Consider the following 16,287-nt stretch of genomic DNA (forward strand, 5'->3'; position numbering starts at 1 on the left):
GTCACCCCGACTTTCTATTCATCGAATTTTTCTTTGATAAAGGATGGTGCATCCTTCTTTTGTAAACCGTATGCCTGGACGTTCCCTTCGTTTTTATGCCTGATGATGACGGCATAATCACTCTCTTCGTAATCGTATACAAGTCGGGTCATAAGGGATTCGATTTGTTCAGTATCCTTAATTTCAAATCCTATGTCTTCTTCCTTTAAGTCTGAGACAGTCTGTTCTGGGGACTGGGGTAATCGATCAATGAAATCAGCTTGTGCCGTTACATACATCGATTCAATACTCGACGTCTTTACGTTTGTATCATCTACATACCCTTTGTCTTTAAGCCACGATAGAAATTTCTTGTCCGTATGCTTGACGTCTGCATGTGCATACATCCCATCGGGCAAAAGGAGTTCAACGTTATAAAGCTTCACTTTACGACGGTCCTCAAAAGATTCTTGATAGGTTCCTTCTTTTAAGATGTCGATGGCTTCACGGATTTCAGCAGGATCGGAAATGGTAATGCCGGAATTGTTGCTTATTTCGTTATAGATCGTGATTTTATCGACCTTGTTCGAATCAACACCATAAATTTGTTCGGTTACCTCTTTATAGTTCTTCATTTTATAGAGAGTAGCATATTCAGATTCTATATCTTCTGTGTTAACCCAGTAATTCCGTACAAGCTTATGCCCATTTTTTAACTTGTAATAAAGAAAAATCTGGCTCTTCCTGTCTGACTGAGTGTCGTGATCTTGATTGTCCAGTATTTCCTTATGAAGATCCAAAACAGCCTGAATCGTTTTTTGATCCTTTATAAAGGGATCCTCAATGAGATTTTCAGGGTTATCTGTCAGGGAATAAAAGGTATCACTTACGTGGACAGTTTCTACGTCCGCCATATCAGGGACTTTCTTTTCATAGTTAAATAGATCGAATCGGATGCCGATGCCTACCAAAACCATGCAAATGGCGAATCCTGCATATCCCTTCCAGTGACGGAATACTCTCCAGTGCTTCTCTAATATCATTTGTCCAATATAGTAGCCAATGAGTGACCCGAAGAAATAACCGAACAAGGTCCAGGCCACTGATTGGTACACCCCATTGAAGTACATTCCCCCGAAGAGCATGAAGCAGAAGGAAATTCCGTATTTAAACAATGGTCTCAGGATCGGATGAACGATTGCCTGGGAAGCAACCTCCACTTTTCTTGATTGATAGAGAAAGTATGATAATCCATAGAATACGAGTGTGATCACAATGAACATCAAAACGTCTGTACCGGAAAGTAGGTTGTCTTCCAAGTACGCCGCTTTGATGAGAGGGGAGTATTCCTCCATTTGCACACTGAAGTAATAGTCCTCCGGGAATCCATATAGGAAATTTTTCAGACTGTAGCAGATGAGTACAAACATCCCTGCCGGTAATAATAGTAAGATATAGGTCAGGGCACCTTGAACAGCGGTCAGCCCAGTGATCATAGCCACAAATGTAGAGGCTGTGAACAAGAGAAGGTTCACGAGAATCGTGGTTCCGCACCAGATGAAAATGTCTCCGATCCCAATGAATTCATGAAGATCGGTGAGTGTATAGAGAGACAGCAAAATGATCGTATTCAAGAGAATAGGGATGATAAGTAGCCCCAATCCCGTTCCTGTAAAATGAAAAAATAGCTTTCTGCGATGAAGCGGGAGACTATGTATGAAATCCCCGGCTTGTTTCACATGCAGATAACGGAATAAGAACAGGGAGAGAATAACAGGGATAAACAGCATCAGTCCCACTTGTATCGGGTATTGAATCATAAAGAGATTATGTTCAATTGTAATGGGATAGGATGGATCTTCATTGGACAACCGGCCGAGGATAGCGACAGGTAAAGAAAAGAGAAGGGCAATGAAATAGACAATCCCTACCCAACCAGCATTCCTGAGGCTCAGTATGATGACTTCCTTATTGATCCATGATGTTTTGGATGGCATATCCGACGTCCTCCATTTCATAAACAAAAATTTCTTCGAGCGTCAGCGGCAGCATGTCGAAGATGACCGGCTGATAAGGTTGAATGATGCTTCTCACTTGATGTTCTTCACCGCGGACGATGCAGAGGGAAACACTTCCCCGTGCCTCTGAATGCAAAAGCTCGAGCTGACTGAAGAGGTTCTCCGGGATTTCACCTTTGAATGCCAGCTGCACTTTATGAATGCCGGACTTCAAATCATCAAGTTCCTTCTCCAATATGAATTCCCCTTGATGCAAGATTCCGACATGATCACAAATGTCCTCCACTTCACGGAGATTGTGAGAAGAAATGATGATGGTCATTTCCCTGTTGGCTACTTCCGATATCAGCACACTCTTGACTTTCTTTCTGACAACCGGATCAAGGCCATCCATCGGTTCATCCAGTATCAGTACCTCGGGTTCTGTCGCAAGAGCCAGGATAAAGGCAGCCTGACGCTGAACACCTTTGGAGAACTTATGAAGCTTTTTATGAGAGTCGATCCTGAATTCTTTAATTAAAGATTTGTATTGCTCCTCATTCCATCTTGTATATGTGTTTTGGTAGAAACGGGCCATTTGATTCAATGTGTAATGGGAAAAGAAAAACGGTTGATCGGGTATGAAAAACAGCTTTTCTTTCGTCGGGATATTTTCATAAACAGGCTGTGAATCAACCAATATCTCTCCGTTATCAGGCTTCAGCACTCCTGAGATGGTCTTCAGTAACGTGGTCTTTCCGGCACCATTGGATCCAAGCAGGCCATAAATCGACCCTTTTTGAACAGTGAAAGAAGTGTCATGAATGATTTTCGTGCCTTCAAAGGCTTTCCTTATGGATTTAATCTCTATCATCAGGACCATTCCCTCCTACTGATGCCTCGATTTCTGCAATCATCTGTTTTAAATCTTCAGATGTGATCCCTAAGTAAAGGGCCTCGGACAAAAGTCTGGACAACTCTTCTTTTACTTTCATGATTTTCTCCGCATTTTGAATGTGACTTGAAGGATTAACAAAGCTCCCCCGTCCTTTCACAGAATAAATATACCCTTGGGTTTCGAGTTCCCTGTAGGCTTTTTGGATTGTGTTTGGATTTATGGTCAGCTGCTGTGCCAGGGAGCGAACGGAAGGTAATTGTTCGTCAGGCTTCAGCACTTCATTGATAATGAATTCTTTCAGCTTCTCGACTAGTTGTTCATAAATTGGCTTACGGCTTCTTAAATCAAGCTCAAACATATCCACCCTCCCGACTGTATGTAGTGTACTATGTGTCTTAATACAGTTAAAGTATATAACAAGTTCTGCCAGTTTGGGAAGGGGGGAAATAAAATATTTTCAAAATGAAGAGAAAACCCTGGGAACGGTGAATTTCCCGCACACAACTGACCATAAAATGGAATTTATGTTAGCATATAGGGAGAATGAAAGAAAAAAAGGGGATTTCTATGGACGTACAAGAACCGATTTTATCGATTAAGAATTTGAAGAAGACATTTGGGAGCAAGGAAGTGTTGAAGGGCGTCCAGCTGGATGTGTATAAAGGACAGATCATCGGCTATATCGGCCCGAATGGTGCCGGGAAAAGTACCACAGTCAAGATCATCCTCGGTCTTGAAGAGGACTATACGGGGCAGGTGACTTTATTCGGTAAAGATATATCTGTCAGTTCAGTAGAATACAAGAAACGGATCGGCTATGTCCCTGAGATGGCGGATCTTTATGATAACCTGACGGCAGAAGAGTACCTCACATTTATTGCAGAGCTTTATGGGATGGAGGCTGAAAAGGCACAGGGGAAAGCGGAGAAGCTGATCCGGCTGTTTGGACTTTACGACGTGTATCAATCGAGGATCGCGTCTTATTCAAAGGGGATGAAGCAAAAGATTCTGATCATCTCCAGCATCTTACATAATCCCGATGTATTATTTCTCGATGAGCCTATCAACGGATTGGATGCCAATTCGGTCATGATCTTTAAAGAGCTGCTCGCCCAGCTTGCCTCACAGGGAAAAACGATCTTCTACTCTTCCCATATCATGGATGTCGTAGAAAAAATCAGTAACAGGATCGTCCTTTTGCATAACGGACAAATCGTTGCGGATGGTAGTTTTGAAGAATTGAAGAATCAGAATAGGGAAGGTTCTCTGGAGGAGATCTTCAACCAATTAACCGGATTTAATGAGCACAGGGAAACGGCAGCGGAGATCGTTTCTGTTGTGCAAGAGGTGTAATCATGAAGGAATTTCGTACACTTCTGTTTCTGGATTGGTTTCGCGGATTGATTACGAGGCTAGGATTCGATTACCGGTTATTGAGAAGAATACTACAAGTCAAGCTTACGATGGATCAAAGACGGGTACCGACGATCTTTCAGCAGCAGGGAAGGAAGCAAGGGAAGGACGAGAACCGCTTTATTAAATCCCTTTGGGTGTATGCTTTATTTGGATTATTCGTCATTCCCTTCATATTGATGGGAGATCAATACATCTTTCAAATGAGCATCACCTTTACCGTGCTCATTTTCATCGTCATGACCTCCATGATATCCGACTTTTCGGTTGTCATTCTCGATATCCGGGATCATACGATTCTCTTTACGAAGCCGGTCGAACGAAAAACGATCAGCTTGGCGAAAACGCTGCACGTATTTATTTATCTGTTCTTCCTGACAGGATCTTTGACGGCGATTCCCTTGATTGTAGGGTTGATCAATCAAGGTTTTGTGTTCTTTTTGCTGTTCCTTGCAGGGATCATCCTGATGAATATTTTCATTGTTGTGTTTACAGCCATGCTCTATTATTTCATCCTCCAATATTTTGACGGTGAGAAGCTGAAGGACATCATTAACTATGTCCAAATCGGATTATCCATCGGGCTCGCCGTGGGTTATCAGATTGTGGCACGTTCCTTCGAGTTTGTGGACTTGACGGTCTCGTTCACACCTGAATGGTGGAATGTCTTTCTGCCTCCGATGTGGTTCGGTGCTCCCTTTGAATGGCTATTGAACGGGAATCACCAGTCGTTGATCCTGATTCTTTCGGGTATTGGCATACTGTTTCCATTCCTTGCCCTGATGGTTTACGTGAAAGCATTGCCGACGTTTGAGAAGAACCTTCAGAAATTATCTTCACATGACGGGAAAAAGAAGAAAGCATTCCGCTTCGGGGATGGATTCATGAAAGTTTTATCCAAGTCGAACGAAGAAAGGGCATTTTACCGATTCGCCCAGTATATGATGAAAAACGAACGGGAATTCAAGTTGAAGGTGTACCCTGCCCTTGGGTTTGCCATCATCATGCCATTTATCTTCATTTTCAATGGATTGATGGATGGGTCGAGGGAAGACTTACTGACTTCAAGTATGTATCTTTCCATTTATTCTAGCTTCATCGTCATACCTACTGTCGTGATGATGCTCAGCTATTCAGGGAAATACAAGGGGTCCTGGGTGTACAAAGTCGCGCCTGTCAAAAGCAGGGCTTCCATCTACAAGGGGACATTGAAGGCGTTTCTTGTTAAATTGTTTCTGCCTTTGTACGCTTTATTGAGCATGGTGTTTATTTATCTATTCGGTATCCGGATCATCCCTGAGATCATCGTTGTCTTCATTAGCGCCTGTATCTTTACTGTGATTTGTCTAGGTTTAATGAGGGGTACCCTTCCATTTTCCGAAAGCTTTGAAGGTATCCAACAAAGCGATAGCTGGAAGGTGCTGCCGTTTTACCTGGTAGTAGGTGTGTTTTTTGGTCTCCATTATCTGGCCCTGAAGATTCCATTAGGGATTCCCGGCTATCTGGCCATATTATTTGTCGTTAACCTCATCTTATGGAAAACAGCCATTAAGGATGAATAATAGAGGCGTCCCTGTCTTTTTAGGCAGGGGCGTTTTTGGGTATACACTGTATGAAAATATGGAAGTATAAACGATAGATATGATTGTAATGATTTATACATAGAAAAACGGTGGTCTTTAGTAAAAAAGAAGTATTGCATTTATTTTGACATTGAAAGTTTCTTTGATGCAAGATGATATTATTCAACATGTTTGACTGAAGGAGAGTGAATTCTATGTTCATAGATTGGTTAAGCGGATTTAATCCTACGATGCAGGCACTGTTTGGAGGCCTCGTAACGTGGGGGCTGACGGCACTTGGAGCAGCAGCTGTTTTTTTCTTTGTGAAGATAGAAAAACATACATTGAACATGATGCTCGGGTTTGCAGCAGGTGTCATGATCGCTGCATCGTTCTGGTCCTTATTGGCCCCTTCAATAGAGTTCAGTGAGCAAAATGGTCAGATTCCATGGCTGGCCCCTGCCATTGGATTTTTATTGGGTGGACTTTTTATCAGACTATTAGATTTCGTTGTACCGCATCTGCATTTAGGCAGTGCTTCGGATAAAGCGGAAGGCCCACCGACGAAATTCAAGAAATCAACCTTACTCTTTCTGGCTATTACTCTCCATAATATCCCGGAGGGTCTGGCAATCGGTGTCGCCTTTGGAGCAGCATCACTGGGACTGGGAGATGCCACCCTGGTTGGGGCGATCGGCCTTACAATCGGGATCGGGATTCAAAATATGCCTGAAGGGGCAGCCCTCTCCATTCCACTCAGGGGTGATGGGATGTCACGTTTAAGGTCCTTTCATTATGGTCAGCTATCAGCCATCGTTGAACCGATTGCTGCTGTTATCGGAGCGGCTGCTGTCCTGTTGGTGCAGCCCATCTTACCTTATGCACTGGCTTTCGCAGCTGGGGCGATGATATACGTAGTAGTGGAAGAGTTGATCCCTGAATCACAATCCTCAGGAAGTACAGACCTGGCTACACTAGGATTAATGCTCGGCTTCGTCGTGATGATGATCCTGGACGTATCCCTGGGATAATGGATGACTGAAAGCATGCGATGAAGTAGCATGCTTTTTTATTTTCCATTAGCTCTTTTCTCAAAGATTGTAGCTATTCTTACACAGTCTATGATCCTACAAATGCTCTGTCACCTGAGTCTGTGCTGAAGGGTGAAAGGAACTGCTCCGCTTTCCACGGACGTTCGGCCGAGCCTCCTCAGCAAAGGACGCTTCCGGGGTCTCAGCACGCCCGTTTTCCGTAGGAGTCTGCGCCGTTCCCTTCACCCTCTACAGAAGCAATTATTGACAGAGCTAAATGGTTCATAAAAAAATGAGCATTACTAAATTAGATACAATTGATCATTGCAGCTAAGAAAATGATTTGGTTGTAAGTTATGCTTGGACAGTTGATTGGAGCGGAAGGTGCTCGACTCCTGCGGGAAACGCTGGACAGGCAGAAAAGCGGAGGCGGCTCGTTCAGCCCCAACAAGCGTATGATGAATGGGCCGGGAAGGCGGTTTTTGCCTTCTTGGATCATTTAGCTTATGACCTCGAGGGGCTAGCCGCCGTAGCTGGATCTTGAGACCCCGCAGGGCGAAGCCAGAGGAGGCTCACCGCCAGCCCCGCGGAAAGCGAGCACCTGGAGCGGAAATCAACTACTACTCGCTATATCCAAAAGCAACAATGTTAACGAAAGCAGCAATTCCCGAAAATAGTATAATGAAAGGGGAGGGGAACGGTATGAAGATTGGACTTGTAAGGCATTTTAAGGTGACGAGGGGATACCCATCGTCATCAGTAACAAGTGATGAGCTGATGAAGTGGGTGGAAGAATATGATGCGTCAGAAGTAGAAGAAAATCTGGTGGATCTTAAAGGAATCGACTGGAAGGGGTGCTATTCCAGTGATTTAGCTCGGGCGCAGACAACAGCTGAAACCGTTTACGAAGGCGAAATCACATTGATGGAGGAACTGAGGGAAATCAGGTTATCTCCACTATTCCGATCTAACAGGAAACTTCCCTTTTTTCTTCATATAACATTCATCAGGCTTGCCTGTTGGTTTAATCATCGCTCTCAGCCGGAAAGTAGACGGGAAATCGAGGAGCGAATCAGAAGTGTGGTCGATAGAATTATTCACGAAGGGGAAGATGTGCTGATTGTCGGTCATGGGGGAATTATGATGTTTATGAGGAAAGAATTGCGAAAGCGTGGATTTACCGGACCATCCTTTAAGAGACCGTCTAACGGTAAGTTGTATGTATATCAGGACCGGACTGGATGAATTTAAACGGTAGGTGTGAATAAAGAAGGGGGAACGCAAAATGGAAGAAGTCCATTCTCTGGAAGCCATCAAGTCAAAGCTCGAAGCAGAAAAGCTTGTATTGCTATACATATCCAGACCCAATTGCTCTGTTTGTCATGCACTCCTGCCACAGGTGGAAAAGGTGTTGGAGGAATTCAAATCTGTGTTCCCCATCCATGCCGATGCAGAAGAAATTCCTGAAGTAGCAGGAGAATTCTCCATCTTTACCGTTCCTGTCCTGATCATGTTTGTGGAGGGGAAAGAAATGTTCAGAAAAGCACGCTTCGTGCCAATAGATGAACTTCAGAGCCAAATTTCCCGTCTCATAGAGATGTTAGACAACTAAACAAACGTTTGATTAACTGTAAATATGATTGATTTAATGAGGCTGAACGATCTGCACAGTTGTTTAAGACGACAAAACATCTGATGAAAGAGCTGTTATAATAATGGCTCTTTTTCTATTGTATGGAAATTTATTTAAATGAATTGAAACCATATACATGTCAGCAACGACTAATAAATACAGTAAAGGGGGGAAGGCTTTGAGAGAGGATCACGACCGATTGGAAGGGCTATATGAAACGTATTTCCATGATGTTTATCAGTACTTATTCTATTTCACTAACAATTCATCCGAAGCAGAGGATTTAACCCAAGATACCTTTATGAGAGTGTTTAAAAGTTATCACAGCTTCCGTAATCAATCCTCACTGAAAACATGGATCATTTCCATTGCTAAACGGACGGCGATTGATCATTACCGAAAGAGAAAGCTCATCTCCCTTCTCCCGGATGTCCTTTTGAATTTACGAAAAAGTGAGGAAGGCATACCGGAAGAAGAGGTGGAGAAAAGCGAAGAGTGGCAGAGGGTTCAGGCGGCACTTTCCAAGTTGAAACCGGACTATCGGAATGTCGTCATCCTTAGGGGATTGAGAGAATACTCCGTCAAAGAAACGGCGGAAATCCTAGATTGCAAGCCTTCTAAAGTGAAAGTGGATTATCACAGGGCAATGAAGCAGTTAAAAAAAGAATTAGGACATTCCAATGAAGAGGCGGTGCTGGTAGATGAAAGAAAAATTCAATGATGACATATTACAATCTTTGAAAAACCGACCAGACCTTGCTCCGCGCAAAGAATTTAAGAGCGAGTTGAAAACTAAACTATTTGAGGAGATAGATGGGCAAAAAAAGAGTGGGAGAAAAATGGGAAGATTGGTCCCGAATGTATTGGCTGCAGCCTTTATATTGGCGGGGATATTCTTGACTTTCGAACTGATCGATGTTGAAAGGGACGGTCAAAATGCTTCAAAGGAGCAGGACGTCATCGTAGCTCCTACCCCAGAAGAGCCTACCGAGCTGGATGAGCCTACGGCAGATAAATTGATTGTAGAAGCGTTCAATCGATATGATACCGTCCTTAATGATGAAGGGATGGGTGAGACCTTTATCTATGAAGGTGAGTCCTATCGGTATATGAGTGAAGGATTTGATTCAGAAGAAAAAGTGATTCACTATCTATCAAAAAGCTTTACCCCGGATGCTGCCGAGAAGCTCATCGGGAACCATCCCTTCATTGTGTATAAAGGGAAATTGGCCCAGCCTGATGTAACTTTTGAACCTGGCAATGTATGGACCGACACCACGGCAGTCAAAGTGAGGACGACAGAAGCCATGAGTGATGTGACATACGAAATACCGGTTTCGGAGGGGCTTGGGAGAGTCAATGTTCAAAGCTTCAGACTGGTTTTTGATGGAGGATGGAAGTTCAGTGTGAAGTTGCCATTTTCATTTAGAGAAGTAGAGAAAGAGACCAAAGAGTGGAACCTCACGTTGACACCAGAAGAAGAGGCGGTCTACCAGGAATTTTCCCAGGATCCAAGAGAAGAACATTTACACGGGTTATCACCCATCAGCATTGCAAAAATTTATGTCCAGGCAACGTTGGATGAAAGAGACGACCTGGTTTATGAAATGTACACAGACAGGGCAGGGTATGTACAGTGGAACAAGGAAGAAGACAAGAAGTTTCCTAAAGCGGACAGGGGGACAAAGGACCAAATTCTACGTCTCTTCAAAGGAATCGAAAACGGTGAATTTATTCAAACAGGTGATACGGATGGATATATTAAGTATGACAATGGTAGCGAAGGGGGTATGGGCTTTCAAATGGTCAAGGATGAAGACGGCTATTGGAGCGTAGGATTCATGCCGACTCAATAGAGTGCATGAACCTGGGATTAAATAGAGTAAGTAAGTCAATATATTCTAAAACACGAACAGTAAAAGTAGTATGTTGTTTGGGACAGAAGGTGCTCAACTCACATATAGCGAAAAGTGGTACCTTGAGTGATTGGAAAGGGAGCAAAATAAAGGAAATTAAAATAGAGCTGCTTAAAATGGGTATTTTGTCACATTCCATTAGAGTAGCTCTTTTGTCATGGCTTATTGAATAGGTATATAATAGAGAGTATACGAGTATAGTAGTCAAGAAGAAATAAAAAGGGGGCTAGATGAATGATCAGATTGTCCAGGACAAAGAGAGTCATGTTACTCGGTTTCGCAATCATCCTCATAATAGTAGCCAACCGGATTTCCACTGTACAGCACCTGACGGCAAGAATCGCCACCAACCTCTATGTGAGCCTTAAATACAAGGATCTGGATCTGGAATACCAAAACGTCGAATTTTCACCCCAGTTTGGAGATTACTCTGTCGCATATAAGGACAAGGATGGAAAAGTATATGGATTCATGGTCACCCCTAAGTCAATGCCCGTCATCATTCTTCACGATCCTCTCAGTGAGACACCTTAAGGAAAAGAGCCTTTCGACCTTTTAATCTATCATTTTTGATGTATAATAAAGCATAATAACTTCATAAACGTTACCACAAGGGGAGCGAAAGCTGAGATTGAACAATGTGTTCTGACCCTCTGAACCTGTTAGTTAGGACTAGCGTAGGGATGTGGAAGATACGCCTCTTTGTGCGTGTTTTAATTCATGCATTCATCCTCCTTATGGTTTCGTTTTATTACATGAGGAGGATTTTTTATGAAACACACTCGACTTATTGTATTGCTTGAAGCGTCATTGATGGCAGCCTTCGCCGTCATCCTTGATATGCTGCCCTCTATTAAGCTATCACCAAGTATCTCCATTTCCATTGCCATGGTTCCAATCTTTCTATTGTCCTATCGAAGGGGCTGGAAAGCGGGACTGACAGGGGGCTTCTTATGGGGAATCCTGCAGATCGCCCTAGGGGATGCCTGGATAGCAACGCCGGTTCAAATGGTGATCGAATACTTCATTGCCTTTGCTTTTATCGGTTTCGCGGGGATGTTTGCCGGGAAGATACAGGATTCATTAGGAGACAGTCGTCGATCCAAAGCGATTCTATGGGTTGTGATCGCTACATTTGTAGGAAGTCTCGCCCGCTATTTCTGGCATTTCATCGCAGGTTTCGTGTTCTTTGCCGAATATGCACCGGATGATATGTCTCCATTGCTCTTCTCTTTCATTGCGAATGGTATCACAATGCTTGGGTCGGCTCTGTTGTGCTCCATTGTGTTGGCGATCATCACCAATATAGCACCAAGACTGATTAAAGTACGGACACATCAACATGATATCAGCCGAAAGGCTTCATAGAAACAACAAGACTGGTCCATTCCAAAAGGCCGGTCTTTTTTTGTCAATACACCCCAAGTCTTAGAGTAATTTACTTCTACGGCTTCTGTTGAATAAACGGGCCTTTTTCTATACTGAAGATACGATGATTGTCAGGAGTGAGTCGAATGTCAGATTGGATCTTGAATATAGCGGAAGAGTGGGGGATTTGGGGTGTATTGTTTTCTCTATTTATTGAAGGAAGTGCTTTTCCTTTTGTGGGCACATTTTTTATCGTGACGATGGGATTCATCCTGGACTTAACGTGGGTGGAAATCGGGATTATTTCGGTTGTGGGAAGCCTTCTATACACAGTGGGAAGTTATATTCCATTTTACATCAGTTTGAAACTGGGGGATAAATTGGAGGAGAAGCTACATCCCAAGAAGCTGGAAAAGCTTAGGGCAGCCCGTCAAAAATTCAATCGTTATGGAATATGGAGCGTAGCGATTGCGAGTCCACTTCATATAGGGAATGTCATCCCATTCCTTGCGGGCATGGCGAAAATGGATGTGAAGGCCTATTCCCTCCTCACGATGCTCGGTATTGCTCCATCCACTTTTCTGTTTTTGAGTATTGGACAGTTATATGAGGGAGAGAAAGAAGTGATCCTTAAAATGATGGAGGACTATCAAGTGGTGGCCTTTATCGTTTTTGTCATCATAACGGGTTTGTACGTCGTTTTAAAAAGGAAGAAGAAGAGAAGGGTGTACACGAAAAATCACTAATGGGATTGGAGATGTGTCGTCAAGAGGACCACAAATACTGAGAAACAATTCATAAGCCTTACATAAGGGGGGACAAGGTCCTGAATATTGGACTGTTTATACCCCAAATCACCCCCGTTCCCTCTCCCTAGATTAAATCTACGTAAAATCCTGCCGTTCCTCATTGCTTACACCACGTCTTTCCTATAAACTAGACCTATTCAAAAAAGCGCGTGTGGTGAAATCGTATGGAAGCAAAAATGATAAGAAGATATGACATTATGGAGGTCAGCCTGCTGGCAGGTAAAATCATGCTGCAAAGCGGTGCAGAGACCTATCGCGTCGAGGATACGATGATGCGGATTGCTGCTTCTTATGGGATAACAGAATCCCACAGCTATGTGACGCCTACTGGAATCATCTTCTCGATTGAAACCTCGGAACCGACAAAAACAAAGCTGATCCGAATCAACGAGAGGTCAACGGATCTTGAGAAAGTGACCCTCGTGAATAGTATCTCGCGGCAAATCAGCCAAGGGCATCTGACCCTTGAAGAAGCATACAATGCCCTTGAGAAGTTGGATCAGTCCGACTTATCATACACTTTCCTGATCCAGGTGGTGGCGGCAGCCATTGCAAGTGGATGTTTTCTCATCATGTTCCAGGGGGGATGGAAGGACTTCTTACCGGCACTGATCACAGGGGGGATCGGGTTTACAAGCGTGATTCATTTACATCGCCTCGTTCCGATCAAGTTCTTTGCCGAGTTCCTTGCCTCCTTCATCATCGGAATGGTGTCATTCGGGTTTGTCCATCTCGGAGTGGGGCAGGAGTTGGATAAGATCATCATTGGCTCCGTCATGCCGCTGGTTCCAGGTCTCCTGATTACCAATGCTGTCAGGGATTTAATGGCGGGGCATTTAGTATCGGGCCTGTCAAAGGGCGCGGAAGCCTTCTTAACCGCGTTTGCCATCGGAACGGGTATTGCCGTTGTGTTTACTTTAACGTAAGAGTGTATGTCATATAAGGAAAGGGTGAAAAGGGATGCTCATCATCGAACAATTAGTGACCAGCTTCATTTCCGCCGCCGCATTCGGGATTATCTTTAACGCTCCAAAGCAGTCCCTCTTCAAATGCGGAATTGTTGGAATGCTGGGGTGGATCATCTACATACTCATGAGTTTAAATGAAGCCGATACTGTACTTGCCACGTTATTGGCCTCCTTTGTCGTGGCGGTGGTCAGTCAGGTGTTTGCGAAAATGTACAAAACCCCGGTCATCATCTTCTCTGTCGCCGGGATCATCCCTCTCGTACCCGGCGGACTTGCGTATGATGCCATGAGAAACTTCGTACAAAACGACTACAATGCCGCCATCAACCTGGCAGCCAAAGCGTTCATGATCTCAGGCTCCATCGCCATCGGGCTCATCTTCTCCGAAGTCATCAACCAGGTCATCCGAAACGCACGCCTGAACGCCAGCGCAAGAAGAATGAGATAGAGGGACGGACCTTGCTTTTTGTGGGGTCTTTTTTTTATTCCGTCACTTCCGTGTAACCATTCATCCCTCTTGACGTCTAATCAACAAATAGGACATATAGGAGGGTCATGCTATGAGTAAGAAATCGTATCTGCTCATTGTTCTTGGTGTTGTTCTTCTGGTTGGTATCGGAGTGTTCATGTACAGTCAAAGACCTGTGGTGAAGGCGGAGGGGAAATGGGCGGGAAATCTCCTCATAATGGAGAATGACTCGTGGAATCTACAATTTTCTACTCCGCTTAAGAAAGACACCGTGACGCCGCAAAACATTTATGTGAAAGATTCCGATGGGCGGGATGTCAATGTCATACTAAAGCTCAGTGAAGACCGCCATTCATTGCAGGTGCTCGCACCGAATGAAGGGTATCCTCTTAAACCTCAAGCATTCACACTTCATATTTCTCCAAACGTGAAAACCAAATGGGGATTATCATACACCGGGGACACAGAGATCCCTTTTGCTGTCACCTCTCATATGCCAAGCATTCAATCAGGGGAAGCCCTGACGAAATACTTCAAGGACGTTTTAAAATTGAATAAGGAAAGTCCGAGGTTTTCTCTGTTTGGAAGGGAAGAGAAAATGGAGTCTGCGTCTTCAGAGGACAGCGCTTCAGGTGAATCCGATTTTTCAACAACGAATAATCAGGTTCAAGGCGTTGACGAGGGGGATTTGGTCAAGACTGATGGGAAGTACATCTATCAATTGATCGATCGGAAGCTGTTGATTACAAAGGTGAAGCCTGAGATGGAAAGGATATCGACGATTTCGTTCGAAGAACATGTGCAGCCGCAGCATCTTTTTTTGAATGGAGACCAAGTGCTTGTCATCGGAAACAGCTGGTCACCACCTCTTAAGGAGGGTGATCAAGGTAGCCAGTCTAAGATTCTGCCGGTAGAGGGTATGACGGTGGCGCTCTTGTATGATGTATCGAATAAAGATAAGCCGTCCCTTCAAAGAAAGGTAGAGCTTGAAGGTCAGTATAAAGCTTCTAGGAAAGTGGATTCTACTGTCTACCTGATTTCCAGTATGTATCCAAACTACTGGATGCTTGAACGGGATGCCGACCTTGATGTAAGACCGAGGGTAAGTGATAGTTTGACGGGGGATGATGCGGAGCCGATTCCTTTCGAGAGCATCAAGTATTTTCCGAAATCCACTTCTCCAAACTATACCTTATTGACAGCATTGGATATGGAAAATCCGAAAGCTCCCCTTGCCGTCAGTTCTTATCTTGGAGGGGGAGAGGCAGTGTATATGTCGAAAGAAAATCTGTATATCGCTGTAGAAAAATACGAGGGGCGGGATTCTCTTAATACGAACATATATAAATTTGCCGTTCATGATGGAGAAATCACATACGCCTCATCAGGAAAGGTAGAGGGAAGGACGTTAAACCAATTCTCTATGGATGAGCACAAGGGATATTTTCGAATTGCCACGACGGATGGAGAAGTGTGGAGCAATGACTCGCCATCGTCCAATGCTCTCTATATATTAGATGAAAACATGAAAAACGTAGGAGAAGTAAAGGATTTAGCACGGGGGGAGAAGATCTATTCTGTCCGGTTCATGGGAGACAAAGCATATATGGTCACCTTTAAACAAGTCGACCCGTTATTCGTCATCGATACGGAAGATCCAACACATCCAAAAGTGTTGGGGGAATTGAAGATCCCTGGTTTCAGTACCTACCTTCACCCGATAGACGATCGGCATCTGATCGGATTCGGATATGATACGAAAGTGATCAACGATGGCAAGGATACCAATATCGAACCGAGAATCACTCGGAAGGGGATGAAAATGTCGTTATTTGATATTACGGATTTTCATCATCCGAAAGAAACGGACACCGAAATCATCGGAGGGGCCGGGACCCATTCCAACTTGCTCGAGGACCACAAAGCCCTGCTTCACGAGCCTTCAAGAAATCTATATGGCTTTCCGGTCTCTGTTTACAATGAAAAGGAGGGAAGCCAGCACGAACTGGATTTCGACTATCAAGGTGCCCTTCTTTATGAAATCACCCCTGAAAAAGGGATTGTGTTGAAATCGAAGCTCACGGATGAAGGAAGCAAAGACAAAGAATACTACGAACAGTGGGAAGACCAGATCCAAAGACTGCTCTATATTGATGATCAGCTCTATACCGTTTCGAATCACTCTATTACTTCTTACTCGTTGGGTGATTACAAAAAGACAGACTCCATTGAGATAAACTAAAG

At 43.9% G+C, this 16,287-nt stretch carries 16 protein-coding genes and 1 riboswitch; of the genes, 13 read left to right on the forward strand and 3 right to left on the reverse strand.

Annotation, left to right across the window (positions count from 1 at the left end; translation table 11 throughout):
* Window positions 1–14: 14 nt before the first annotated feature.
* The 3 genes from LCL96_RS12975 to LCL96_RS12985 are packed head-to-tail and all read right to left on the reverse strand — an operon-like array spanning window position 15 to window position 3,232.
* Complete coding sequence (locus tag LCL96_RS12975) at window positions 15–1,976, reverse strand: DUF6449 domain-containing protein (RefSeq protein ID WP_224941879.1); 1,962 nt, start codon at window positions 1,974–1,976, stop codon at window positions 15–17.
* Complete coding sequence (locus tag LCL96_RS12980) at window positions 1,948–2,850, reverse strand: ABC transporter ATP-binding protein (RefSeq protein WP_224941880.1); 903 nt, start codon at window positions 2,848–2,850, stop codon at window positions 1,948–1,950. Before LCL96_RS12980 ends, LCL96_RS12975 begins: the two co-directional genes overlap by 29 nt.
* Window positions 2,837–3,232, reverse strand: a complete 396-nt coding sequence (locus LCL96_RS12985; RefSeq protein WP_224941881.1) for a GntR family transcriptional regulator — start codon at window positions 3,230–3,232, stop codon at window positions 2,837–2,839. The genes LCL96_RS12980 and LCL96_RS12985 overlap by 14 nt, the downstream gene beginning before the upstream one ends.
* A 209-nt stretch (window positions 3,233–3,441) precedes the next feature.
* On the opposite strand from LCL96_RS12985, the gene LCL96_RS12990 reads away from it, so the two are divergent.
* From LCL96_RS12990 to LCL96_RS13050, 13 genes are all read left to right on the forward strand, one after another.
* A complete protein-coding gene (locus tag LCL96_RS12990; RefSeq protein ID WP_224941882.1) occupies window positions 3,442–4,227 on the forward strand; it encodes an ABC transporter ATP-binding protein in 786 nt (261 codons plus the stop codon).
* 2 nt (window positions 4,228–4,229) lie between these two features.
* Window positions 4,230–5,849 carry a hypothetical protein gene (locus tag LCL96_RS12995; protein ID WP_224941883.1) on the forward strand — a complete coding sequence of 540 codons (1,620 nt, stop codon included), beginning with the start codon at window positions 4,230–4,232 and terminating at the stop codon, window positions 5,847–5,849.
* Window positions 5,850–6,064: 215 nt separating this feature from the next.
* Window positions 6,065–6,880: a ZIP family metal transporter gene (locus LCL96_RS13000; RefSeq protein ID WP_224941884.1), complete on the forward strand. Its 816-nt coding sequence runs from the start codon at window positions 6,065–6,067 to the stop codon at window positions 6,878–6,880.
* Between the two features lie 702 nt (window positions 6,881–7,582).
* Window positions 7,583–8,125, forward strand: a complete 543-nt coding sequence (locus LCL96_RS13005; RefSeq protein WP_224941885.1) for a histidine phosphatase family protein — start codon at window positions 7,583–7,585, stop codon at window positions 8,123–8,125.
* 40 nt (window positions 8,126–8,165) lie between these two features.
* Window positions 8,166–8,492: a thioredoxin family protein gene (locus tag LCL96_RS13010; protein WP_224941886.1), complete on the forward strand. Its 327-nt coding sequence runs from the start codon at window positions 8,166–8,168 to the stop codon at window positions 8,490–8,492.
* Window positions 8,493–8,691: 199 nt separating this feature from the next.
* Window positions 8,692–9,234, forward strand: coding sequence for an RNA polymerase sigma factor (locus LCL96_RS13015; protein ID WP_224941887.1), 543 nt, complete (start codon window positions 8,692–8,694; stop codon window positions 9,232–9,234).
* Window positions 9,215–10,369, forward strand: a complete 1,155-nt coding sequence (locus tag LCL96_RS13020; protein WP_224941888.1) for an IseA DL-endopeptidase inhibitor family protein — start codon at window positions 9,215–9,217, stop codon at window positions 10,367–10,369. The genes LCL96_RS13015 and LCL96_RS13020 overlap by 20 nt, the downstream gene beginning before the upstream one ends.
* Window positions 10,370–10,663: 294 nt before the next feature.
* Complete coding sequence (locus tag LCL96_RS13025) at window positions 10,664–10,963, forward strand: hypothetical protein (RefSeq protein ID WP_224941889.1); 300 nt, start codon at window positions 10,664–10,666, stop codon at window positions 10,961–10,963.
* A 68-nt stretch (window positions 10,964–11,031) separates the two neighbouring features.
* Window positions 11,032–11,130, forward strand: a riboswitch (TPP riboswitch).
* A gap of 70 nt (window positions 11,131–11,200) precedes the next feature.
* The gene (thiT, locus tag LCL96_RS13030) at window positions 11,201–11,797 is read left to right on the forward strand and encodes an energy-coupled thiamine transporter ThiT (protein ID WP_224941890.1); all 597 of its coding nucleotides are present in this window, start codon (window positions 11,201–11,203) and stop codon (window positions 11,795–11,797) included.
* A 146-nt stretch (window positions 11,798–11,943) separates the two neighbouring features.
* On the forward strand, window positions 11,944–12,543 hold the full coding sequence (locus LCL96_RS13035; RefSeq protein ID WP_224941891.1) for a DedA family protein: 600 nt from the start codon (window positions 11,944–11,946) through the stop codon (window positions 12,541–12,543).
* 227 nt (window positions 12,544–12,770) lie between these two features.
* A complete protein-coding gene (locus LCL96_RS13040; protein ID WP_224941892.1) occupies window positions 12,771–13,532 on the forward strand; it encodes a threonine/serine exporter family protein in 762 nt (253 codons plus the stop codon).
* Between the two features lie 34 nt (window positions 13,533–13,566).
* Entirely contained in the window at window positions 13,567–14,022 is a 456-nt protein-coding gene (locus LCL96_RS13045) for a threonine/serine exporter family protein (protein ID WP_098351258.1), read from the forward strand.
* Between the two features lie 112 nt (window positions 14,023–14,134).
* The gene (locus tag LCL96_RS13050) at window positions 14,135–16,285 is read left to right on the forward strand and encodes a beta-propeller domain-containing protein (protein WP_224941893.1); all 2,151 of its coding nucleotides are present in this window, start codon (window positions 14,135–14,137) and stop codon (window positions 16,283–16,285) included.
* Window positions 16,286–16,287: the final 2 nt, after the last annotated feature.

Source organism: Rossellomorea aquimaris (genome assembly GCF_020172085.1).
Lineage (GTDB): Bacteria > Bacillota > Bacilli > Bacillales > Bacillaceae_B > Rossellomorea > Rossellomorea aquimaris_E.

Bases quoted from the DNA above. Each gene is read 5' to 3' on its own strand.
- LCL96_RS12975 (WP_224941879.1), bottom strand. From the start codon at position 1,976: ATGCCATCCAAAACATCATGGATCAATAAGGAAGTCATCATACTGAGC.
- LCL96_RS12980 (WP_224941880.1), bottom strand. From the start codon at position 2,850: ATGATAGAGATTAAATCCATAAGGAAAGCCTTTGAAGGCACGAAAATC.
- LCL96_RS12985 (WP_224941881.1), bottom strand. From the start codon at position 3,232: ATGTTTGAGCTTGATTTAAGAAGCCGTAAGCCAATTTATGAACAACTA.
- LCL96_RS12990 (WP_224941882.1), top strand. From the start codon at position 3,442: ATGGACGTACAAGAACCGATTTTATCGATTAAGAATTTGAAGAAGACA.
- LCL96_RS12995 (WP_224941883.1), top strand. From the start codon at position 4,230: ATGAAGGAATTTCGTACACTTCTGTTTCTGGATTGGTTTCGCGGATTG.
- LCL96_RS13000 (WP_224941884.1), top strand. From the start codon at position 6,065: ATGTTCATAGATTGGTTAAGCGGATTTAATCCTACGATGCAGGCACTG.
- LCL96_RS13005 (WP_224941885.1), top strand. From the start codon at position 7,583: ATGAAGATTGGACTTGTAAGGCATTTTAAGGTGACGAGGGGATACCCA.
- LCL96_RS13010 (WP_224941886.1), top strand. From the start codon at position 8,166: ATGGAAGAAGTCCATTCTCTGGAAGCCATCAAGTCAAAGCTCGAAGCA.
- LCL96_RS13020 (WP_224941888.1), top strand. From the start codon at position 9,215: ATGAAAGAAAAATTCAATGATGACATATTACAATCTTTGAAAAACCGA.
- LCL96_RS13025 (WP_224941889.1), top strand. From the start codon at position 10,664: ATGATCAGATTGTCCAGGACAAAGAGAGTCATGTTACTCGGTTTCGCA.
- thiT (WP_224941890.1), top strand. From the start codon at position 11,201: ATGAAACACACTCGACTTATTGTATTGCTTGAAGCGTCATTGATGGCA.
- LCL96_RS13035 (WP_224941891.1), top strand. From the start codon at position 11,944: ATGTCAGATTGGATCTTGAATATAGCGGAAGAGTGGGGGATTTGGGGT.
- LCL96_RS13040 (WP_224941892.1), top strand. From the start codon at position 12,771: ATGGAAGCAAAAATGATAAGAAGATATGACATTATGGAGGTCAGCCTG.
- LCL96_RS13045 (WP_098351258.1), top strand. From the start codon at position 13,567: ATGCTCATCATCGAACAATTAGTGACCAGCTTCATTTCCGCCGCCGCA.
- LCL96_RS13050 (WP_224941893.1), top strand. From the start codon at position 14,135: ATGAGTAAGAAATCGTATCTGCTCATTGTTCTTGGTGTTGTTCTTCTG.